Annotated in this window: 22 protein-coding genes; 9 read left to right on the top strand and 13 right to left on the bottom strand. The window is 68.7% G+C overall.

Annotated features, from left to right (window positions below):
• Positions 1-4 precede the first annotated feature (4 nt).
• Together H7I57_RS07620 and H7I57_RS07615 are read right to left on the bottom strand one after the other, a co-directional pair.
• A complete protein-coding gene (locus H7I57_RS07620; RefSeq protein ID WP_264022770.1) occupies positions 5-2269 on the bottom strand; it encodes a molybdopterin-dependent oxidoreductase in 2265 nt (754 codons plus the stop codon).
• Positions 2266-2865, bottom strand: coding sequence for a TetR/AcrR family transcriptional regulator (locus tag H7I57_RS07615; RefSeq protein WP_264022769.1), 600 nt, complete (start codon positions 2863-2865; stop codon positions 2266-2268). Before H7I57_RS07615 ends, H7I57_RS07620 begins: the two co-directional genes overlap by 4 nt.
• A gap of 86 nt (positions 2866-2951) precedes the next feature.
• On the opposite strand from H7I57_RS07615, the gene H7I57_RS07610 reads away from it, so the two are divergent.
• The 3 genes from H7I57_RS07610 to H7I57_RS07600 are packed head-to-tail and all read left to right on the top strand — an operon-like array spanning position 2952 to position 6221.
• Complete coding sequence (locus tag H7I57_RS07610; RefSeq protein WP_264022768.1) at positions 2952-3428, top strand: helix-turn-helix transcriptional regulator; 477 nt, start codon at positions 2952-2954, stop codon at positions 3426-3428.
• A 5-nt stretch (positions 3429-3433) separates the two neighbouring features.
• Positions 3434-3844, top strand: a complete 411-nt coding sequence (locus tag H7I57_RS07605) for a VOC family protein (RefSeq protein WP_264022767.1) — start codon at positions 3434-3436, stop codon at positions 3842-3844.
• Between the two features lies 1 nt (position 3845).
• Positions 3846-6221, top strand: a complete 2376-nt coding sequence (locus tag H7I57_RS07600) for an ATP-binding cassette domain-containing protein (RefSeq protein ID WP_264022766.1) — start codon at positions 3846-3848, stop codon at positions 6219-6221.
• Between the two features lie 53 nt (positions 6222-6274).
• Here the strand turns inward: H7I57_RS07600 and H7I57_RS07595 are convergent, their stop codons facing one another.
• On the bottom strand, positions 6275-7408 hold the full coding sequence (locus H7I57_RS07595; protein WP_264022765.1) for a nitronate monooxygenase: 1134 nt from the start codon (positions 7406-7408) through the stop codon (positions 6275-6277).
• 53 nt (positions 7409-7461) lie between these two features.
• Positions 7462-8226: an HAD family hydrolase gene (locus H7I57_RS07590; protein ID WP_264022764.1), complete on the bottom strand. Its 765-nt coding sequence runs from the start codon at positions 8224-8226 to the stop codon at positions 7462-7464.
• Positions 8227-8456: 230 nt separating this feature from the next.
• Between H7I57_RS07590 and H7I57_RS07585 the strand changes: the two genes are divergently transcribed.
• Together H7I57_RS07585 and H7I57_RS07580 are read left to right on the top strand one after the other, a co-directional pair.
• A complete protein-coding gene (locus tag H7I57_RS07585) occupies positions 8457-8852 on the top strand; it encodes an STAS domain-containing protein (RefSeq protein ID WP_264022763.1) in 396 nt (131 codons plus the stop codon).
• A gap of 45 nt (positions 8853-8897) precedes the next feature.
• Positions 8898-9344, top strand: a complete 447-nt coding sequence (locus tag H7I57_RS07580) for an ATP-binding protein (RefSeq protein WP_264022762.1) — start codon at positions 8898-8900, stop codon at positions 9342-9344.
• On the opposite strand, the gene H7I57_RS07575 is transcribed toward H7I57_RS07580, so the two are convergent.
• A complete protein-coding gene (locus H7I57_RS07575; RefSeq protein ID WP_264022761.1) occupies positions 9345-10421 on the bottom strand; it encodes an NAD(P)H-dependent amine dehydrogenase family protein in 1077 nt (358 codons plus the stop codon).
• 79 nt (positions 10422-10500) lie between these two features.
• On the opposite strand from H7I57_RS07575, the gene H7I57_RS07570 reads away from it, so the two are divergent.
• From H7I57_RS07570 to H7I57_RS07560, 3 genes are all read left to right on the top strand, one after another.
• Complete coding sequence (locus H7I57_RS07570) at positions 10501-11250, top strand: glucose 1-dehydrogenase (protein WP_264022759.1); 750 nt, start codon at positions 10501-10503, stop codon at positions 11248-11250.
• A 63-nt stretch (positions 11251-11313) separates the two neighbouring features.
• Positions 11314-12591 carry a competence/damage-inducible protein A gene (locus H7I57_RS07565; RefSeq protein ID WP_264022757.1) on the top strand — a complete coding sequence of 426 codons (1278 nt, stop codon included), beginning with the start codon at positions 11314-11316 and terminating at the stop codon, positions 12589-12591.
• 37 nt (positions 12592-12628) lie between these two features.
• Positions 12629-12853, top strand: a complete 225-nt coding sequence (locus H7I57_RS07560) for a hypothetical protein (RefSeq protein ID WP_264022756.1) — start codon at positions 12629-12631, stop codon at positions 12851-12853.
• Between the two features lie 9 nt (positions 12854-12862).
• Here the strand turns inward: H7I57_RS07560 and H7I57_RS07555 are convergent, their stop codons facing one another.
• The 6 genes from H7I57_RS07555 to H7I57_RS07530 all read right to left on the bottom strand — a co-directional run bounded on the left by H7I57_RS07555 (position 12863) and on the right by H7I57_RS07530 (position 16869).
• Positions 12863-13780, bottom strand: a complete 918-nt coding sequence (locus tag H7I57_RS07555) for an alpha/beta fold hydrolase (RefSeq protein ID WP_264022755.1) — start codon at positions 13778-13780, stop codon at positions 12863-12865.
• A gap of 47 nt (positions 13781-13827) precedes the next feature.
• Positions 13828-14679: a hypothetical protein gene (locus H7I57_RS07550; RefSeq protein ID WP_264022754.1), complete on the bottom strand. Its 852-nt coding sequence runs from the start codon at positions 14677-14679 to the stop codon at positions 13828-13830.
• Between the two features lie 13 nt (positions 14680-14692).
• Positions 14693-15358: an amidase family protein gene (locus H7I57_RS07545; RefSeq protein ID WP_264022753.1), complete on the bottom strand. Its 666-nt coding sequence runs from the start codon at positions 15356-15358 to the stop codon at positions 14693-14695.
• Positions 15358-16173, bottom strand: coding sequence for an amidase (locus tag H7I57_RS07540; RefSeq protein ID WP_264022752.1), 816 nt, complete (start codon positions 16171-16173; stop codon positions 15358-15360). Before H7I57_RS07540 ends, H7I57_RS07545 begins: the two co-directional genes overlap by 1 nt.
• An 80-nt stretch (positions 16174-16253) precedes the next feature.
• A complete protein-coding gene (locus tag H7I57_RS07535; RefSeq protein WP_372510142.1) occupies positions 16254-16625 on the bottom strand; it encodes a hypothetical protein in 372 nt (123 codons plus the stop codon).
• The gene (locus H7I57_RS07530; RefSeq protein WP_264022751.1) at positions 16618-16869 is read right to left on the bottom strand and encodes a hypothetical protein; all 252 of its coding nucleotides are present in this window, start codon (positions 16867-16869) and stop codon (positions 16618-16620) included. The genes H7I57_RS07535 and H7I57_RS07530 overlap by 8 nt, the downstream gene beginning before the upstream one ends.
• 160 nt (positions 16870-17029) lie before the next feature.
• Between H7I57_RS07530 and H7I57_RS07525 the strand changes: the two genes are divergently transcribed.
• Positions 17030-17527 carry a hypothetical protein gene (locus H7I57_RS07525; RefSeq protein ID WP_264022750.1) on the top strand — a complete coding sequence of 166 codons (498 nt, stop codon included), beginning with the start codon at positions 17030-17032 and terminating at the stop codon, positions 17525-17527.
• A 43-nt stretch (positions 17528-17570) separates the two neighbouring features.
• Here H7I57_RS07525 and yaaA read toward each other — a convergent pair whose 3' ends face one another.
• Positions 17571-18317, bottom strand: a complete 747-nt coding sequence (gene yaaA / locus H7I57_RS07520) for a peroxide stress protein YaaA (RefSeq protein WP_264022749.1) — start codon at positions 18315-18317, stop codon at positions 17571-17573.
• Between the two features lie 43 nt (positions 18318-18360).
• Complete coding sequence (locus tag H7I57_RS07515) at positions 18361-18918, bottom strand: NlpC/P60 family protein (RefSeq protein ID WP_372510141.1); 558 nt, start codon at positions 18916-18918, stop codon at positions 18361-18363.
• Between the last annotated feature and the right edge of the window lie 175 nt (positions 18919-19093).

The following is a 19093-nucleotide window of genomic DNA, read 5'->3' as shown; positions in this document are numbered from 1 at the left end:
CGCCCTAGTCGGCTGCCGCGGCCATCACCGGTCGCACCACCGGTTCCAGGCGCGCGGGAACGTGCTTGTGCCACGGCGTCCCGGCGTACGGGTCGCGCCAGTCGCTCGACGTCAGCGAGTTGGGCGCCACCCCCGGCACCTGCTCGCTGCCGTCACCGTTGACGAAGTCCAGCCCGTAGCCGTTCGGTAGCGAGGCGTGCCCGGGCAGCATCGCGCCGCTGACCTCGACGGTCGCTTCCGCCGCGCCGGCTGCGGTGGTGATCCGTGCGAGGCCGCCGTCGACGAGCCCGAGGGCATCGGCATCCTCGGCGCTGACCCGCAACGCCCCGTCGGCGTCGCGCTTGCGCCACGACGGGTCCCGGATGATGTCGTTGGCGGTGTACGCGCGACGCTCCCCGGCCGACAGCACGATCGGGAAGTCCGGCGTCGTCAGGCCGTGGGGCGCGTCGGCCAGTGCCCGCAGCTCGGCGAGCATCTCCGGGATCTCCAGCGCGATCCGGCCGTCCGCGTGCGAGATCAACGCGAAATCGTCCTCGTACTCGTGCACGGTGAACGTCACCCCTGAACGGCCGTCCAGGATCGCGTCGAACAGCGCGTTGCCGTCCGCGTGCCCGGCACGGCGAACCGCCTCCGGGTAGGTCATCGCCGCCTTCTGCGCCAACCCCCACAGCGCCGCCGCGCCCGAAAGCCCTTCCGGCAATGTCGGACCCAGCGTCTCATACAACACGAACGGCAGCACCTTGCCCAATCCGGGATTGGCGCCGACCGCCTGGAGGAACGCCTCGGTGAACACCTCGCGACCCTGCGCCGCGGCCCGGCGCAGGGGAGCCAGCTCGGCCTCGTCGACGACGCCGAGCGCACGCATCAGACGGGCCCAGATCTCGGGTTCGGGCAGCGTGCCGGGCAACGGCTCCATCAGCCGGTGCCGCAGATGGAAGGTGTTGTGCGGGAACTCGAGGTTGAAGAACGTCGCCTCGACCTTCTCGAACTGGGTCGCCGCGGGCAGCACGTAGTGCGCCAGCCGGGCTGTCTCCGTCATCGCCACGTCGATGACCACGAGCAACTCGAGTTCGGCGAACGCCCGGGTGACCGCGTGAGAGTCCGCGACCGAGTGCGCCGGGTTGCTGCTCTCGACGATCATCGCGCGGAACCGGTCGGGGTGATCGGTCAGGATCTCCTGGGGTACCACGTTGCTGGGCATCAGCCCGCCGATGATCGGCGAGCCCGTCACCGGTGTCCGGCCCACACCGCCGGGCCGGAACAGCGGCGCGAATGACGAATGCAGATGCTGGCCACCGCGTTTGGCGAAGTTCCCGGTCAGTATCCAGAGCATCTTGTTCAGATGCGAGCACATGGTGCTGTTGGGGGACTGCTGGACGCCGAGATCCTCGAACACCGCGACGCTGCCCGCCGTACCGATGCGGCGCGCCGCGGCCCGCACCAGCTGCTCGTCGACGCCGCAGCGTTCGGCGTATTCGCCGACCGGCACGTGCGCGAGAGCCTCGCGGACCGGCGCCGCCCCGGAGACGTGCTCGGTGAGGAACTCCTCGTCGCACAGGTCCTCCTGGACAAGCACCGCGGCCAGGGCCGCCAGGCACCATGCGTCGGTACCCGGCCTGACCCGCAGATGGAAGTCGGCCATCTTCGCGGTGTCGGTGATGACCGGATCGATCACGATCATCGACCGGGCCGCATCGTTGGCGATCTCGTGCAGCACCACACGGGCCCGGGGGAAGCTCTGCGACATCCACGGGTTCTTGCCGATGAACACCGACACCTCGGCATGCTCGAACTCACCGCGGGTGTGGTTGCCGTAGAAGTGGGCGTCGACCCAGTGCTCGCCGGTCTTCTCCTGAGCCAGGGCGTTGGAACGGTGGTGGGACCCGAGCGCCTTGAGGAAGGCGCCGCTGTACGCCCCGCCGAGGTGGTTTCCCTGTCCGCCGCCGCCGTAGTAGAGGATCTTGTCGCCGCCGTGGGTGTCGGCGATCGCCTCGAACCCCGAGGCGATCTCGGAAATCGCCGTGTCCCAGTCGATTTCCTCGTAGGTTCCGTCGGTCCTGCGCCGCATCGGCGATGTCAGGCGATTGCGGTTGTTCTGATAGTGATCGAGGCGCAACGCCTTGTTGCAGGTGTACCCACGCGATGCCGGATGATCCTTGTCGCCGCGGATGCGGGTGAGGGTGCGGCCCTCGAGCTGCACCACGATGCCGCAGTTGCATTCGCAGAGGATGCACGCCGTGGGCTGCCATTCGCCGGGTTGGTCGGTCATCGCGGGCTTCGCTTTCTTGCGGGGGGATGTGTCTCGGCGCTGATCAGCGACCGAAGCTGGGCGTGAACCGTGTCCAGGGGCTCCAGATCGCGCGCCGCCCGCGCGATCACGACCGCACCTTCGAACGAGGAGAGAACCAGCATCGCCACCGCGCCGGCCCGCTGCGCGGGGACGCCGTCGGCGACCAGCCGCCGCTCGATCACCTCGCGCCACCGGGCGAAGGCCGCCGCGGCATGCTCGATCACGGGTGTCATCTGATCGGGTTTGGCGGGATCGCCGGCTTCGACGGTGACAGCGACCACCGGGCAACCGGCACGGAAGTCGCTGCGCTGCAGCTGTTTACCGTAATCATCGAACAGAGCGTCGAGCGCCTCGAGAGTCGAGCCCGCCGCATTGAGCCTGGCCGCCATGTATTCACCTGCGTAATCGACCGCCTCGCAGAGCAACTGGGTCCGCCCGCCGGGAAAGTAGTGATACGCCGAACCCCGCGGTGCACCGCTGTGCTGGAGGACGTCGGCAATCGCGGTCGGGTGCGCACCCCGTTCCCGGATCAGCAGCGCCGCCGAGACGACCATGCGCTCGCGAGGACTCGTCACTGGGGACCGCCTTCCGGTCGGACTATGTATGTAACCCTACATAGTCTCCCGCATCTAAGGGAAGGGTCTCGACGTAGGATTTCCCGGTGCCCAGCGAATCCGCCCAGGCCCGACGCGACGGTGCCCCCGATTCCGCACAGCGCCTGCGTGACCTCGCGTTGCTCCGCCGCGTCCGCGACCGCATCGACCGGGACTACGCACAGCCGCTGAACGTCGAGGCGCTGGCACGCGGGGTCAACATCTCGGCCGGGCACCTGTCCCGCCAGTTCAAGGCCGCCTACGGCGAATCCCCGTACTCCTACCTGATGACCCGCCGAATCGAGCGGGCGATGGCGCTGCTGCGTCGCGGGGACCTCTCGGTGACCGAGGTGTGTTTCGCGGTGGGCTGCTCGTCGTTGGGCACGTTCAGCACCCGCTTCACCGAGTTGGTCGGCATGGCGCCAAGCCGCTACCGGGAGCAGATGGCGCACGCGCCGGCCGGCATCGCCTCCTGCGTGGAGAAGCAGGTGACGAGACCGGTCAGGAATCGAGAAGCGCCGCCGCCCCGACTGCACCTAGCGTGATCCGCATGGACATCACCATCCACAACAGCTTCCTGCCGCACGACGACCCGGAGGAGTCGCTGGCGTTCTACCGCGACGTCCTCGGTTTCGAGGTCCGCCTCGATGTCGGCGGCGGGAAGATGCGCTGGATCACCGTCGGGCCTCCCCACCAGCCGGGCACCTCGATCGTGCTGCATCCCCCCGCCGCCGATCCGGGCATCACCGACGACGAGCGCCGCACCATCGCCGAGATGATGGCCAAGGGCACGTATGCGATCGTCGTGCTGGCCACCACCGACCTCGACGCGACCTTCGACAAGCTGCAGGCCAGCACCGCCGAGATCGTCCAAGAGCCCACCGACCAGCCGTACGGGGTCCGCGACTGCGCGGTCCGGGATCCGGCCGGCACCATGATCCGAATCCAGGAGCTGCGCTGAGATGCACCCAGCCGATGGCCACGACCTGATCCGGGTGACCGGAGCGCGGGAGAACAACCTCAAGGACGTCGACCTCGAGCTGCCCAAACGCCGGCTCACGGTGTTCACCGGGGTCTCCGGCTCCGGCAAGAGCTCGCTGGTCTTCGACACCATCGCCGCGGAGTCGCAACGTCTCATCAACGAGACCTACAGCGCCTTCGTGCAGGGCTTCATGCCGAACCTGGTACGGCCCGACGTCGACGTCCTCGAGGGGCTCACCACCGCGATCATCGTCGACCAGCAGCGCATGGGTGCCGACCCGCGCTCCACCGTCGGGACCGCCACCGACACCGGCGCGATGTTGCGAATCCTGTTCAGCCGTTTGGGAAAACCCCACATCGGCTCCCCTCAGGCGTTCTCGTTCAACGTCGCCTCGATCAGTGGCGCGGGCGCGGTCACCATGGAACGTGGGGGCAGGACGGTCAAGGAACGTCGCGAGTTCAACATCGTCGGCGGCATGTGCCCGCGTTGCGAGGGCCGTGGTGCGATCAACGACATCGACCTCACCGCGCTGTACGACGAGACCAAGTCGCTCAACGAGGGTGCCCTCACCATCCCCGGGTTCAGCATGGAGGGCTGGTACGGCCGGATCTTCAACGGCTGCGGTTTCTTCGACGCGGACAAGCCGATCAACGAGTTCACCGCGAAGGAACGCGACGCGCTGTTGTACAAGGAGGCCACCAAACTCAAGATCGACGGCATCAACCTGACCTACCTCGGGTTGATCCCGCAGATCCAGAAGTCGTTCCTGTCCAAGGACGTCGAGGCCATGCAACCGCACATCCGCGCCTTCGTGGAGCGGGCGGTCACGTTCACCACCTGTCCCGACTGCGACGGCACCCGCCTGTCGGAGACGGCCCGGTCGTCGAAGATCGACGGTGTCAGCATCGCCGACGTGTGCGCGATGCAGATCACCGACCTCGCCGACTGGATCGGTGCGCTCGAGAAGGAATCCCAGGCAAAGTCGGTCGCACCACTGCTGGCGGCGCTGCGGCACACCCTCGACTCGTTCGTCGAGATCGGACTGGGCTACCTGTCACTCGAGCGTCCGGCCGGCACGCTGTCCGGCGGAGAAGCCCAGCGCGTCAAGATGATCCGCCATCTCGGGTCTGCGCTGACCGATGTCACCTACGTATTCGACGAACCGACCATCGGCCTGCACCCGCACGACATCGCGCGGATGAACGAGCTTCTGCTGCAGCTGCGGGACAAGGGCAACACCGTGCTGGTGGTGGAGCACAAGCCCGAGACCATCGCGATCGCCGATCACGTCGTCGATCTCGGTCCAGGGGCGGGCACCGCAGGCGGGCAGGTGGTCTTCGAAGGCTCCGTCGCGGCGTTACGCAAGAGTGACACCGTCACCGGGCGGCACTTGGACGGCCGGGCCGCGCTGAAGCAATCGGCCCGAGAGCCCCACGGCGCGTTGGAGATCCGCGGGGCCGATACGCACAACCTGTCCGGCGTCGACGTCGACATCCCGCTCGGCGTGCTGGTGGTGATCACCGGCGTGGCCGGCTCAGGCAAGAGCTCGCTGGTCGACGGCTCGCTGGTCGGGCGCGACGGTGTGGTGTCGATCGACCAGAGTCCGATCCGCGGCTCGCGGCGCAGCAACCCGGCGACCTACACGGGGCTTCTCGACCCGATCCGCAAGGCGTTCGCGAAGGCCAACGGGGTCAAGCCCGCGCTGTTCAGCTCCAATTCCGAGGGGGCGTGTCCGGCCTGCAACGGCGCCGGCGTCATCTACACCGAGCTGGGTGTGATGGCGACCGTGGAGTCCACGTGCGAGGAGTGCGAGGGCAGGCGATTCCAGGCAGCGGTGCTGGAGTACACGCTGGGCGGGCGCAACATCGCCGAGGTCCTGGCCATGCCGGTCGAGGAGGCCAGTGGGTTCTTCGCCGACGGTGATGCGAAAGTGCCTGCCGCCCAGAAGATCCTGGAACGAATGGCAGAAGTGGGGTTGGGCTATCTCACGCTCGGGCAGCCGTTGACCACCCTGTCGGGAGGCGAACGGCAGCGACTCAAGCTCGCCGCCCGGCTGTGCGACAAGGGAGCCGACCAGGGGCGGGTCTACATCCTCGACGAACCGACCACGGGTCTGCACCTGGCCGACGTCGACCAGTTACTCGGCCTGCTCGACCGCCTCGTCGACGCCGGCAAGTCCGTCATCGTGATCGAACACCACCAGGCTGTGATGGCCCACGCCGACTGGATCGTCGATCTCGGGCCCGGCGCAGGCCACGACGGCGGGCGAATCGTCTTCGAGGGCACACCGAGGGCTCTCGTCGACGACGCCGGCACGCTCACCGGAAAGCACCTCGCCGCCTACGTCAGCGCCTGAGGCGATTTCGGTGTAGTTGGTCAACGCCAGCGCGACCAACTACACCGAAATCACTAAACGCTCGCGGCCTCGTTGAGCTCGTTGAGGGTGTTCGTCGCCTCGAGATACTCCTGCACCCAGCGCTCGATGACCGCGGAGGTCTTCTCGACCTTGGTGAACTGGCCGACCACCTGGCCCACCGGGTTGAACGCGACGTCGACGGTCTCGTTCGGGTACTTGTGCGTCGCGGCCACCGCGAGCCCGGAAACCATGAACTGCAAAGGCATTCCGAGCGGGGAAGGGTTCTCGGGATTTTCCCAGGCCTCGGTCCAGTCGTTGCGCAGCATCCGGGCCGGCTTGCCGGTGAACGAGCGGCTGCGGACGGTGTCGCGGCTGCCCGCCTTGACGTAGGCCTGCTGCTGCACGGGGGTGTTCTCGGCTTCCTCGACCATCAGCCACTGCGAGCCGGTCCACGCGCCCTGCGCGCCGAGCGCCAGCGCCGCGGCGATCTGCTGCCCGCTGCCGATGCCACCCGCGGCCAGCACCGGGACCGGGGCGACCTCCTTGACGACCTGCGGCCACAGCACGATCGAGCCCACCTCGCCGCTGTGCCCGCCGGCCTCGCCGCCCTGGGCGATGATGATGTCGACGCCCGCGTCGGCGTGCTTGCGCGCCTGGCTGGGCGATCCGCACAGCGCGGCGACCTCACGGCCCTCGGCGTGGATGTGATCGATCATGTCCTTCGGCGGGGTGCCGAGGGCGTTAGCGATCAGGGTCATCTTCGGGTGCTTGAGCGCGACCTCGACCTGCGGGGTCGCGGTCGCCTCCGTCCAGCCGAGCAGCTGCAGGGTGCTCTCGTTGTCCTCGGCGGTCAGCGGGACTCCGTGGTCGGTGAGGATCTTCTTGGCGAAGTCGAGGTGTTCCTGGGGGACCATGTCCTGGAGCATCTTCGCCAGCTCGTCGGCGGACAGGTTCGCGTCCATGCCCTCGTACTTGTTGGGGATGACGATGTCCACGCCGTAGTTGTGGTCGCCGATGTGCTCGTCGATCCAGTTCAGCTCGATCTCGAGTTGCTCAGGGGTGAACCCGACCGCGCCGAGAACACCGAAGCCTCCGGCCTTGCTCACCGCCACGACCACGTCACGGCAGTGGGTGAAGGCGAAGATCGGGAACTCGATGCCGAGCTGGTCGCACAGGGGAGTATGCATAGTCCGCTCCTAGTGGGCCGATGGTGCTGATCACACGAAAACTGAAACGTGTTCTACTTTAGTACACCACGGAGCCCACCACGAGAGCCCTTGCCGGGGGAAGTCATCCGCAGCACCGGCCAGCCCTGCTCGACAGCCATCGCGGCCAGGCCCCGGCGCGGGTTCACCGGACGGGGGAAACCCACCAGCTTCATCAGCGCGACGTCCTCGTCGCCGTCGGCGTAGAAGTAGCTGCTCGTCAGCTCGATATCCAGGCCCGCGGAGAACTGCTGAACAGCCGCGGCCTTCTGCCTGCCCCAGATGACGGGCTTGGTGATGCCGCCGGTGAGGCGGCCGGCGTCGTCGACGTCGAAGTGGTTGCACAGCACGTGGTCGATCCGCAGGAACCGGGCGACGGGCTCGGCGTGGATCGTCAACGCCGAGGAGCTCAGAACCACGGTGTGCCCTCGCCGCTGGTGGGCCTCCACGATCTGACGCATGACGGGATACACCCGCGACCGCACGCGTTCGCCGAACAACCGTTCCCCGACCACGTCGAGGTCGGAAAGGGACTCACCTCGCAGATACCCGGCGGCGCGCACCAGCAGCCGCTCGAAGTGCATCCGGCCGAACCGGTAGCGCATCGAGGCCTCGATCACTCCCATCACCTCGCCGATGCGGGCCTGGCGTCGGCGGATCCGGTCGCCCGCGTGGGCGGTCGCGGTGAAGCCGTCGACGAGAGTACCGTCGAGATCGAAGAACGCACCGACCTGGGGGCCCGGTGGGCTCGCCTCGATCTGAGCTATCGAATCCACCGTGTCTGCGGCGTCCGCGGTCACATTCCGCTCCTCTTCACGGGGCAGTCACGAGGTGTTGAGCCACCATGGTACGGGCGCCGTCTACGCTGCTGGTTTAATCTGTGGCCGGGTCGAAGCCAGACGGCCACGGTAGTTTGGACTTGCCGGGTTCAGGATGCAGCCTGCGCGAGCAGCACGCAGGACCCCAACGGGGGTCCTCTCGAGTGTGCTCTCGCAGTATGCGTAGAGCGGCCTGACATGGAAGGTGAACCTTGGACGAGCAAGCAGCCGAAGGCATTACTGATGCTTTGGGGGCGACATCTTCTTCGAACTGTGTCGTCACCGAGCGGTGGGTCGACCGCGTTGCGGTCGTCTCGGTGTCCGGTGTGGTCGACATGCTCACCTCACCGCAGCTGGAAACGGCCATCAACGGAGCGCTCGAGCAGGGCCCCGCAGGTGTCGTGATCGATTTCACCGACGTCGAGTTCCTCGCCTCGGCGGGGATGGGCGTCCTGGTCGCCGCGCACGACAGGGCCGGTTCCGACGTGGCGTTCAGCGTCGTCGCCGACGGGCCCGCGACCAGCAGGCCGCTCAAATTGGTGGGCATCGCGGAGATCGTCAGCCTGTATCCGAGCCTCGATGACGCTCTTGCGGCGCACACCACGTAGAGAAGTCGCGTAGGAACGTGATTTCCGGGGTAGCCACCGACTGCCATGATCGATTCCATGCCGCCGGCTGAGGTAGCCAACGCAGATCGCTTCGAGCGCTTCGGCCTGGACGCCGACGCGCAGGTGGTGTCCCGGACGCGCCAGGAGTTCACCCGGTGGCTCCAACGTTTCTTCGACCTGGACCCCGTGCGGTGCAGCGACCTGGTGCTTGCCATCAACGAGGCGCTGGCCAATGCGGCGGAATTCGCCTACCTGCTGGACGATCGCCCCGGCACGATGGACATCCAGGCCACCTATCACCCCGGCAAGCAGAAGCTGACGGTGCACGTCTGCGACCGCGGCACCTGGCGGAAGCGGCAGATCGACCCCGCACCACGCACCCGTGGCCGCGGCATCCCGTTGATGGAGGCCCTGGCCGACCGGGCCAGGATCGACACGTCCGGCGAGGGCACCCGGGTCGAGCTCGAGTGGAACGGCATCAGCCGAGGCTGATCACTGCACCCGGTAGACACCCTTGCCGGTCACCAGGGGCAGGTCGAGCGTGGTCCGGATTCCCGGTTCGGCCGCGACGACGTCAGGGATGGCATTGACGATGCGCCCCGCCGCCGCCAGGATCGCCGCGTAGTTGTGGTCGCCGTTGCGGCTGGTCGGGCAGATGTCCATGACGTAGGAGGGTTCTCCGGTGATCTCGACACGGTAGGACCCGCCCTCCTGCGCCGGCTGGGCCCAGTCGGGCCGTAGGTCCCCGCGCAGCCGCGTGATGTGCTCGACGACGATGGCGGGTCTGCCGTCGACCATGCCCTCGATCTCGAACCGCACGGCCGCCACCGTGCCCTTCTTGATGGTTCCGACCGCGACGTCGATGTCCTCGGGCGCCGGCTCCTGCTCGACGGACTCGGTGATGTCGTCCAGTTCCACACCCATGCCTGCCGCGAGCTGGCGGATCGCCACGCCCCACGCCGCACTCAGGACCCCGGGCTGGTATAGGAACGGCAGATCACCGATCTGATTGCCGAACCCCATCACGTCGAACATCACCGTCGCCCCGTCGTAGGTGGCGTAGTCGGCGATCTCCATGGTTCGAATCTGTTCGATGCTCTGACAGGTGCTCGCGAGCGCGAGCGGCAGCAGGTCGGTGACGAAACCGGGATCCACGCCGGTCACGAACACGCTCGCACCTCCCTGCTGTGCGGCGGCCTCCACCCGGTCGATGGACTTGTCGGGGATGACACCCCACGGGTACTCGAGGACCCCGGGAGAGGATCCGACGACGTTGATGCCCGCCTCGAGCAACCGGCGGACGTCGGCCATCGCCTCGCGCATCCGGATGTCGCCCATCGCGCAGTAGACGACACACTCCGGCGCCGTGGCGATGAGGGCCTCCATGTCAGCGACCGCCGTCACGCCCGTCGTGACGTCGAGGCGGGCGAGTTCACCGGCGTCCTTGCCGACCTTGGCCTGCGAGGACACCCACACTCCGGCCAGGTCGAAGCGGTCGTCCTCGATGAGTTGACGCAGTGCCAGGCTGCCGCAGTTGCCGGTCCCGATGAGAGCCACACGAATAGCCATGGCCAGCAGTATGCGTGCTGGGTCCGCAAATTGGAACAGGTTCTAGTTTGATGGGCGCGTTGCGGTAACCTGACGCCCCATGGGACGCGTGGACGGAAAAGTGGCACTCATCAGTGGCGGCGCGCAGGGCATGGGCGCCGAGGACGCACGGGCGCTGGTCGCCGAGGGCGCCAAGGTCGTGATCGGCGACATCCTTGACGACAAGGGCAAGGCGCTGGCCGACGAGATCAATGCCACGACTCCGGATTCCGCGCGCTACGTCCACCTCGACGTCACCCAGGCCGAGGATTGGGAAGCCGCCGTCGCCACCGCGGTCACCGACTTCGGCAAGCTGAACGTCCTCGTCAACAACGCGGGCACGGTCGCGCTGGGAATGATCGGTCAGTTCGACATGGCGAAATGGCAGAAGGTCATCGACGTCAACCTCACGGGGACGTTCCTCGGCATGCAGGCGTCGGTCGAGGCGATGAAGGCCGCCGGCGGCGGCTCGATCATCAACGTCTCGTCGATCGAGGGGCTGCGCGGCGCGGTCATGGTGCACCCGTATGTGGCGTCCAAGTGGGCCGTCCGCGGCCTGACCAAATCCGCCGCGCTGGAGCTGGGCGCCCACCAGATCCGCGTCAACTCCATCCATCCCGGGTTCATCCGCACCCCGATGACCAAGCACTTCCCGGACAACATGCTGAAGATCCCGCTGGGACGTCCGGGGCAGCCCGACGAGGTCGCGACCTTTGTGGTGTTCCTGGCCAGCGACGAATCCCGTTACGCCACCGGTGCCGAGTTCGTGATGGACGGCGGTCTGACCAACGACGTGCCGCACAAGATGTGACGCCCGTCCGGTGGCGCACGCCGTGCGCGGCCGGTGCCGCGCCGATGCGTAGTGTCGTCTCCCGTGAGTGCACGGGCCGGAATCGTGGTGACGGGGACCGAGGTCCTCACCGGACGCGTCCAGGACCGCAACGGTCCCTGGCTCGCCGACCGGCTACTCGAGCTCGGCGTGGAACTGCGCCACATCACGCTGTGCGGCGACCGTCCCGCTGACATCGAGGCGCAGCTGCGGTTCCTCGCCGACGAGGGCGTGGATCTCATCATCACCAGCGGCGGCCTCGGCCCGACCGCCGACGACATGACGGTCGAGATCGTCGCCCGGTTCTGCCGGCGGGAGTTGGTGCTCGACGCCGCGCTGGAGGCCAGGATCGGCGAGATCGTCACCGGCCTGATGGCGCGTTTCCCCGGCGTCGACGCCGACGCGGTGCGCGCCGCGAACCGCAAACAGGCGTTCGTCCCCGCCGGCGCGGTCGTCCTCGACCCGGTCGGCACCGCACCCGGCGTCGTGATCCCGGGGACCCCGACCGTGGTGGTGCTGCCCGGCCCGCCGCGGGAACTGCAGCCCATGTGGGGTGCCGCCGTCGTCACCGACGCGGTGCAGGCGGCGATCGCCGGCAGGACCCCGTTCGAGCAGCAGACGATTCGCATGTTCGGCCTGCCCGAATCCGGTCTGGCCGATACCCTTCGCGACGCCGAACGCACCGTCGGCGGCTTCGACCGGCTGGAGATCACCACCTGCCTGCGGCGCGGCGAGCTGGAGATCGTCACCCGTTACGAACCGCAGGACGCGGCGGCCTACGACGAACTGCTGTCGGCGCTGCGCGACCGGCATGCACGCGAGATCTTCTCCGAGGACGGCGCCCTCGTCGACGACCAGATCGCGAGGCTGCTCGACGGCCGCACCATCGCCACGGCCGAGTCGTGCACCGCGGGTCTGCTGGCGGCCAGGCTCACCGAGCGGCCCGGCTCGTCGGCGTATGTCGCCGGCGGCGTGGTGGCGTACTCCAATGCGGCCAAGACCGAGCTGCTCGGCGTCGACCCGGCCCTGATCGACCAGCACGGCGCCGTGTCGGAGCCGGTGGCTCGCGCGATGGCGCGAGGCGCGCTGCAACGCCTCGGCGCCGACACCGCCGTCGCGATCACCGGGGTGGCGGGGCCCGGCGGCGGAACGGCGGCCAAACCGGTGGGTACCGTGTGCTTCGCGGTGGCGCTGGCCGAAGGCACTGAGATCTCGGAGGTGACCCGCACGACGACGCTGCCCGGCAACAGGACCGATGTCCGCGAGCGCTCGACGACCGTCGCCATGCATCTGCTACGACGGGCGCTGAGCGGCGGGGGATAGGGTGATGACAACACAGTGCGGAATTGGAGAAGCATCGATGGTTGACACCGACGAGCGACAGGCCGTTGCGACGGTCGCCGAGGAAGCCGGCTGGAACCACCGGGTGGCCGATCGCAGCGACTACTTCAACAAGGGTGTCGTCCGGGTGCACATCGTCTGGCACGGTGACACCGCGATCAACGGCGGCACGCTCTACCACGACGATTTCCTGCAGACCTACAGCACAGATCTGCCGACCGTACGGGGCTGGCTGAAGCGCTGACGCCGTCCGTCACCGCTTGCGGTGGACGTCCCACATCTCGTTCATGGTGGTCATGATGGCCTCCGCCTGTCCCAGACCGCCCAGGTGGCTCTCGCCGGGCAGCGGGTAGAGCTCGGCGTCGGGCAGCATCGCGACCACGTGTTCGCCGTGCGAGTACGGCACGATGTGGTCCTTGTCGCCGTGCCACCAGCGGACGGGAACCTTGACTTCGTCCAGCCGGAAGCCCCAGTCCCTGGCGAACACGACGACGTCGGCGAACGGCGCCGCCAGTTGCTTGCGGCTGCCGTTGAGCAGGTCGTCGAGGAACATCGCCTTGAACTCGGGCCGGACCAGCAGGCGGCGATCGCCTTCGGGGGAGACGCTCGCGTACAGGTACAGCGCAGGCTCGGCGACCGGCTTGATCAAACGGATCAGTCCCGCGGCGAACAGGCTGAGCGGAGCCCCGGCCCTCTCCAGCATCGGGGCCACCGACAGACCGAGATTGCCCATCAAGCCGCCGCCGATGCCGTCACTTCCCCGCGTCGGCGCGACACCGCCGAGCACCCCGACAGCGATCACGCGGTCGGGCATCGCCGCGGCGCAGCCCAGGGTGTAGGGGCCTCCGCCGGAGAGCCCGATGATCGCCATCTTGTCGATGCCGAGGGTGTCGGCGATCGTCCGCAGATCGTCGGCGAACTCGATGACGGTCGCGTACTCGTACGGTGTCGACGACCCGATACCGGGGCGGTCGACCCCGATCAGGCGGATCTGGTTCTTCTCCGCGTAGAGCCGCGCCTCGACGGGGATCTGGCGGCGGGCGCCGGGGGTGCCGTGCAGCCAGAAGATCGCGCGGCCCTGAGGATCGCCGAACTCGGCGAACCCGAGGCGGCGGTCGGTGCCGACGGCGACGTTGCCTTCAAGCTTGGGTCGGGCGATCTCTACAGACATGGGCAAAGTGTCCCATGTGCTCGGCGCGCGCCGATCCGCTCTGCGAATCAATCCGTGGGCACGAAGAGGTACGACCCGGCCGTGGTCAGCCGGTCGCCCGCACCTTCGTCGTACATCTTGACGCGCACCGCGACGTTTCCGCCCGCGCCGGCAATCGCTTCGGGTTCGACGCGGAACGGGCCGGCCTTGCCGCGGGCGACGAACATGACGTGGGCGGACACCCCGTGGAGCCGGTCGGTGCCCGCGGTCTCGGCCGCACCGTGGCGCGCAGCGGTCTCGAGAGTGACGAACTGGGGGCCGATGTGCAGGGCGGCGTCGGGCGAGGCGACATCGACGGACAGCTCGGGCAGGGCCCAGTACCCGTCCTGGCGCAGGTGCGCGCCGAACACCTGCCACAGCGGGGGCGGGTCGGGGGAGTCGGCGATCTCGAGCGGATTGGCCTCCATCCGCTCGAGGCCTTCGGGCGGCACGCCGATGCTGACGCCCTGGCCTTCGATCAGCGCCAGCACCCGCGCGGGGTGGTCGGCGTCGACGATCTTCGCCCGGCTGTATCCCAGCTGCCTGCCACGCCTGAGCTCCTCGGAGATGATCTCGATACGCTCGACCCCGACCCCGGGGTCGAGGATCTGGCAGGAATGGATCACCGGGTTCGGTACCGCCTCCAGATCGGACATGTGCCCGCTTTCCGGTGCCGAGATACCGAGCACCGCGAGCAGCAGCCCGCCCGCACCGTCGCGCATGTCGCGGCGGATCGTCACCGTGTTGTCTTCCGGTCCGAGATCCATCTGGGCGTAGCTGCGGCCGATGTAGCGATAGCTGAGCAGCCCACCCCAGCGTCGGCGCAGCTCTTCTGCGTACTCGGCCGGCGAATCCGCCAGTTCCCGAATGTCTCTGAGCATCGCGCCTCCTCGGTCAGAGTCCGCGGACCCAGCCCGGTGGTCGGCGGCCGGCCCACGGTACCGCCACTTCCAGCTGCGCGGCCAGCTTCAGCAGGATCGCCTCGTCGGGGGCCATCAGCTGCACCCCGATGGGCAGGACCCCATCGTCGCCGTCGGTGAAGGCCAGCGGCAGCGACACCGCGGCCCAGCCGGTCACGTTGGCCAGCGACGTCCACCCGGTGGTGGCGAACTCCACGTCGAAGAACGCCCGAGTCGACCCGCGGGGCTGGTCGAGCAGACGGTACGGAGGCACAGCGGTGAGCAGCGTGGGCACCAGAAGCACGTCGTGGCCGGTCATCTGCGCGGCGAAGCGCCGCGACTGGGCGTGGATGGCCGCGATCGCGCCGGCGTACTCGGTACCGGTCGTCGCGAACCCCTCGCGCACCATCACCCAGGTGCTGGGCTCGAACTCGTCCTCGCGCGGTTCCCGTCCGAGGTGACTGCGAGCCAGGTCGTACAGTTGCACGTTGCTGACCGTGTGCAGCACCGCAATCGCATCGGCGACCGCGTCGGCGTCGACGGTGGGGGCACCGGCCTCCACGATGTGCCCCAGGTCGGCCAGCAGCGCCCCGGCCTTTTCGACGGCGGCGACGGCCGCGGGCTCGGTGGCCGGACCCGGGAACGGCGATGCGGTGGCCATCAGGATGCGCTGCGGCGGCGTCGGGGACGAAATCGCCTGTAAGAAAGGCGTGTTCGGCATGGGCGCGGCGCCGAGTAGGGATCCCCGACTCCGGCGCCGGTGACCGCGTCCAGCAGCGCAGCGCTGTCGCGGACCGTGCGGGTCAGCGCGTGCTCGTTCACCAGCCCCTCGAGCCCGTGCCCGGCACCGGGGGCGAACGAGGTGCGGGCGCGGCGGGGTTTGAGCCCGACGAGCCCGCAACACGCCGCGGGCACCCGGATCGACCCGGTTCCGTCACCGCCCGAGGCCGCGGGCACGATGCCCGCCGCGACGGCCGCGGCCGATCCGCCGCTGGAGCCACCGGGGGTCACCGCAGGCGACCACGGGTTGGCGGTGGCGCCGAACAGCGCCGGTTCGGTGGTGCAGTGATTACCCCACTCGGGAGTGTTGGTCTTGCCGAAGACGACCAGTCCGGCGTCGAGGTAGCGCTCGACGATCCAGGCCGACTCACGGGCGACATGGGTGCGCAGCGCGCGGGAACCCATCGCCTCAGGGGCGCCCGCCAGTGATGCGCCAAGATCCTTGAGCAGGAAGGGAACTCCCGCCAACGGGCCGGCCTCGCCGGCGCGCAGCTCACCCGAGGCATCAAGTGCGGCGGCCTGCGTGCGCCCGCGGTCGAACAGGTCGGTGATCACGGCATTGAGCGCCCGGCCCGCCTCTAGCCGGATGATCGCGGCCTCCAGGAGTTCGTCCGCGGACACCTCACCCGATGCGGCCAGCGCAGCCTGGCCCATTGCGTCGGTGTCGGCGAGTTCGAATGCCGTGCGGGTATCCATGACGCGGATCATGCTGCGCTCGACGGGGGCCGGCAACTCGGCGACCAGAACTGTTGGGCCGCAGCGACTCCGCCGCGACCTCAGCCGACGGCGGCGGTGTACCCGACGCCACCGAGGAACACGGCCAGCGCACAGAGCGCGAGGGTGGCGATCGCGAACGGCCAACCTCGCTTGCGCCGCACGAGCGCCACGACGGTCAGCCCGACGCCGACGACCCCGATGCCGCCCGCGATCAGCAGTGAGGTGAAGACCGCGTTGACGGCGCCGTCCACGCTGCACGTCTCCGGTGGGCAGTGGTCCAGGAACGCCAGCGAGAACAGCCCGAAGAACGCCGCGGCCGCGCCGAGGAGCACAGTCAACGTCAGCGCGGCGATCGAGATCGCCAGGTCCGCACCGGATCGGGGCGGTTTGGCGGGCGGCGGGTATCCGGGGTATGCCATGGCGTCAGCCATCCCGGGCCTGCTGCCGCTCGGCGGTCGCCTTGTCGGCTTTCCCGCGATCCGTGCGCACCGTCCCCTCGGCGAGCAGGAGCGCGAGCAGGACATCACCGGCGGTGATGAACAGGCCCCACCAGTACATCCAGCGCAACGTCGTGTCGGGCTGGGCGGCGAAGTAGACGACCAGGAAGATCGGCCCGACGAGCCCGAACACGAACATCATCGCCTGGATACGGACATAAACCCAGAGTGCGGACATCGGCCGAAAGTGTCCCGCGCCGGCCCCGCCACGTCAACGATCGATGCCCGGGCGCGCAGCTTTTTATGAGACCATCTAATATTATCGACAACATTGCTTGTCAACGGCGGACGTCGCTTGTCAACGGCGGTCTCGCCCCGACGAACAGGAACAGCTGAAGATGCGGTCTACCACGCGTACTGCTCGTGCGGCCGCGGCCATCATCATCGCCTCGGTCCTGCCACTGACGGGCGGTACCGGCGCGGCATCGGCGGAAGCGGGCAGCACGTTCCTGCCTTTCGGCCAGACCCTGCGACGGTGCGACTTCAGCGACATCAAGTACGTCGGCGGCGGCGCATACGGTCGGCCGACGGCTCAGGTGCGCACCGAGGGCGCGGAGGTGGTCGCGGACGTCCAGTTCGCCACCGGGTCGCCCAACACGCGCTACGACGTCCGCGTGATCCAGGCGCCGCGCCCGTCGGCACGGCCCTGCAACGCCGGGGACCCTGGCGTGGCGGCCGGCGCACTGTTCACCGATTCCGCGGGTGCCGGTGCGCTGACGGTGCGGGGCCCGCGCACCGCGGGCGCCACCGGAGTGTGGGTGTTCATCACCCGACCGGCCGCCCACTCGCAGATCCCGGAGGAGTTCTACACCTCCGGCGTGATCGCCGCACTCTGATCCTGTCTCCGAACGACTTGGCCTGCAACGCGATTATCGCGGCTCAGGCCGCGACGACGACGGTGAGGTGGTCGCCCCGCCCTTCGACGCGCAGCCCCGCGCGCCGCGCGACCCCCGCGACGGCGGCGGCGTCGGCGGGCTCTGACCGGGTGCTCGACAACGCACGGGCCAGCCTCCCCTTGTGCGCCTTGTTGAAGTGGCTGACCACGGTTCGGCGTCCGTCGGCGTGCTCGGCGACGACGTCGACGCAGACGGCGCCGGGAACCCTTCCCAGCGACGCATAGGAACCCGACCGCAGGTCGACGACCAACTCGCACTCGGAGACCCCGGCGAGCACCGGATCGAGCACCGGCCGCCAACGCGAGGCGAGCGTCGGACGGCCCGGCAGCCGGGAGGTCGCCGAGAGCCGGTACGCGGGGATCGGGTCGTCGGCGCGCAGCAGGCCGAACAGTGCCGATCCGACGGCGAGCCGCGACCTCGCACGCGCAGCCATCGCACCCTTCAGGCTGCCGACGTCGAGGGCGTCGTAGAGCACGCCGGTGTAGCGGTCGATGGCGGGCATCGTCGGCGCGGTGCGCAGCGCGGCGTTGCGGTCGATCTCCGCGTCCTGAGCGGCCGAGATTCCCAGCGCGCGCCTGCTCGCCGGGCGGTCGGCTGCCAACGCGACCAATTCGTCGACCAACTCGGTGCGCAGCGGCGCCAGCGCGGGCGAGCTCAACGCCTCGATGGACAGAGCCGGCCCATCACCACCGGTTCGCTTCGTCTCCGACGGCGGCAGCAGCACGATCACGACAGAGACGCTAACGGGTGCCCGCTGCCGCGCCGGACGCGTGTCAGAGCGGTGCGCCGGGGGGAGGCGGCGGCGGGGGAACCTCCTGACCCATCAGCACGACGGGTGCACCGGGGGGCGGCGGGGGCGGCAGCAGCGGGTCCGGGGGAGGCGGCGGGGGCGGCGGGGCCATCGGTGGCACCGGCGCAGGCATCGGCGGCGCCATCGCCGGGTCGGGAACGGGCGGCACGTTCGCGGGCATCGGCAGGAACATGTGATTGGTGAACTGGTCCTGGTAGGCGCCGCCGCCGCCGACCTTCACGCCGCCACCCTCCCCGGAGGAGACGGGGGTGCCATCGGGCAGGGTGGCCGCGGTGTGGCCGCTGTTCCAGCCGACGACCAGTGCGCCGGGCTGTGTCCCGTACTGGAAGCCACGGGCTAGCAGTGCGCTTTCGATGTTGCCGGTGTGGAACCTGTCCCCGTAGACGGGCCTGCCCGTTGCGGCGTTGGTCACCCACGACACCAGGCCGGAGCAATCCGTGCCTGCGGGGGTGTCACCTCCGCTCACATACGGCGTGCCCGACACCTGGTTGACAAGTGTCAAGAGTGCGAGAGCAAACATGCAGCGGGACATTAACAGAGGGTCTCTAATACGGCCAAAATCTGTGACGGCGTTCACAAACCGCCGCACAGTGACGAATGACTCACGAAAGTCGTTGCGCGCGGAGTGAATTGACCAACCGCGGCAACGATGACCCAGATGGGACGAAACAACCTGTCCACCAGTACATTTTGAG

The organism is Mycolicibacterium pyrenivorans, from assembly GCF_025821625.1.
Classification (GTDB): Bacteria; Actinomycetota; Actinomycetes; order Mycobacteriales; family Mycobacteriaceae; genus Mycobacterium; species Mycobacterium pyrenivorans.
The sequence above is the reverse complement of the archived record's forward strand: the minus strand, read 5'-3'. Positions and strand labels throughout refer to the sequence as shown.

What these genes read in the sequence shown, in the direction of transcription:
- H7I57_RS07620 (WP_264022770.1), bottom strand. Translation starts at nt 2,269, where the DNA reads ATGACCGACCAACCCGGCGAATGGCAGCCCACGGCGTGCATCCTCTGC.
- H7I57_RS07605 (WP_264022767.1), top strand. Translation starts at nt 3,434, where the DNA reads ATGGACATCACCATCCACAACAGCTTCCTGCCGCACGACGACCCGGAG.
- H7I57_RS07600 (WP_264022766.1), top strand. Translation starts at nt 3,846, where the DNA reads ATGCACCCAGCCGATGGCCACGACCTGATCCGGGTGACCGGAGCGCGG.
- H7I57_RS07595 (WP_264022765.1), bottom strand. Translation starts at nt 7,408, where the DNA reads ATGCATACTCCCCTGTGCGACCAGCTCGGCATCGAGTTCCCGATCTTC.
- H7I57_RS07580 (WP_264022762.1), top strand. Translation starts at nt 8,898, where the DNA reads ATGATCGATTCCATGCCGCCGGCTGAGGTAGCCAACGCAGATCGCTTC.
- H7I57_RS07575 (WP_264022761.1), bottom strand. Translation starts at nt 10,421, where the DNA reads ATGGCTATTCGTGTGGCTCTCATCGGGACCGGCAACTGCGGCAGCCTG.
- H7I57_RS07570 (WP_264022759.1), top strand. Translation starts at nt 10,501, where the DNA reads ATGGGACGCGTGGACGGAAAAGTGGCACTCATCAGTGGCGGCGCGCAG.
- H7I57_RS07560 (WP_264022756.1), top strand. Translation starts at nt 12,629, where the DNA reads ATGGTTGACACCGACGAGCGACAGGCCGTTGCGACGGTCGCCGAGGAA.
- H7I57_RS07555 (WP_264022755.1), bottom strand. Translation starts at nt 13,780, where the DNA reads ATGTCTGTAGAGATCGCCCGACCCAAGCTTGAAGGCAACGTCGCCGTC.
- H7I57_RS07550 (WP_264022754.1), bottom strand. Translation starts at nt 14,679, where the DNA reads ATGCTCAGAGACATTCGGGAACTGGCGGATTCGCCGGCCGAGTACGCA.
- H7I57_RS07545 (WP_264022753.1), bottom strand. Translation starts at nt 15,358, where the DNA reads ATGGCCACCGCATCGCCGTTCCCGGGTCCGGCCACCGAGCCCGCGGCC.
- H7I57_RS07540 (WP_264022752.1), bottom strand. Translation starts at nt 16,173, where the DNA reads ATGGATACCCGCACGGCATTCGAACTCGCCGACACCGACGCAATGGGC.
- H7I57_RS07535 (WP_372510142.1), bottom strand. Translation starts at nt 16,625, where the DNA reads ATGGCTGACGCCATGGCATACCCCGGATACCCGCCGCCCGCCAAACCG.
- H7I57_RS07530 (WP_264022751.1), bottom strand. Translation starts at nt 16,869, where the DNA reads ATGTCCGCACTCTGGGTTTATGTCCGTATCCAGGCGATGATGTTCGTG.
- H7I57_RS07525 (WP_264022750.1), top strand. Translation starts at nt 17,030, where the DNA reads ATGCGGTCTACCACGCGTACTGCTCGTGCGGCCGCGGCCATCATCATC.
- H7I57_RS07515 (WP_372510141.1), bottom strand. Translation starts at nt 18,918, where the DNA reads ATGTTTGCTCTCGCACTCTTGACACTTGTCAACCAGGTGTCGGGCACG.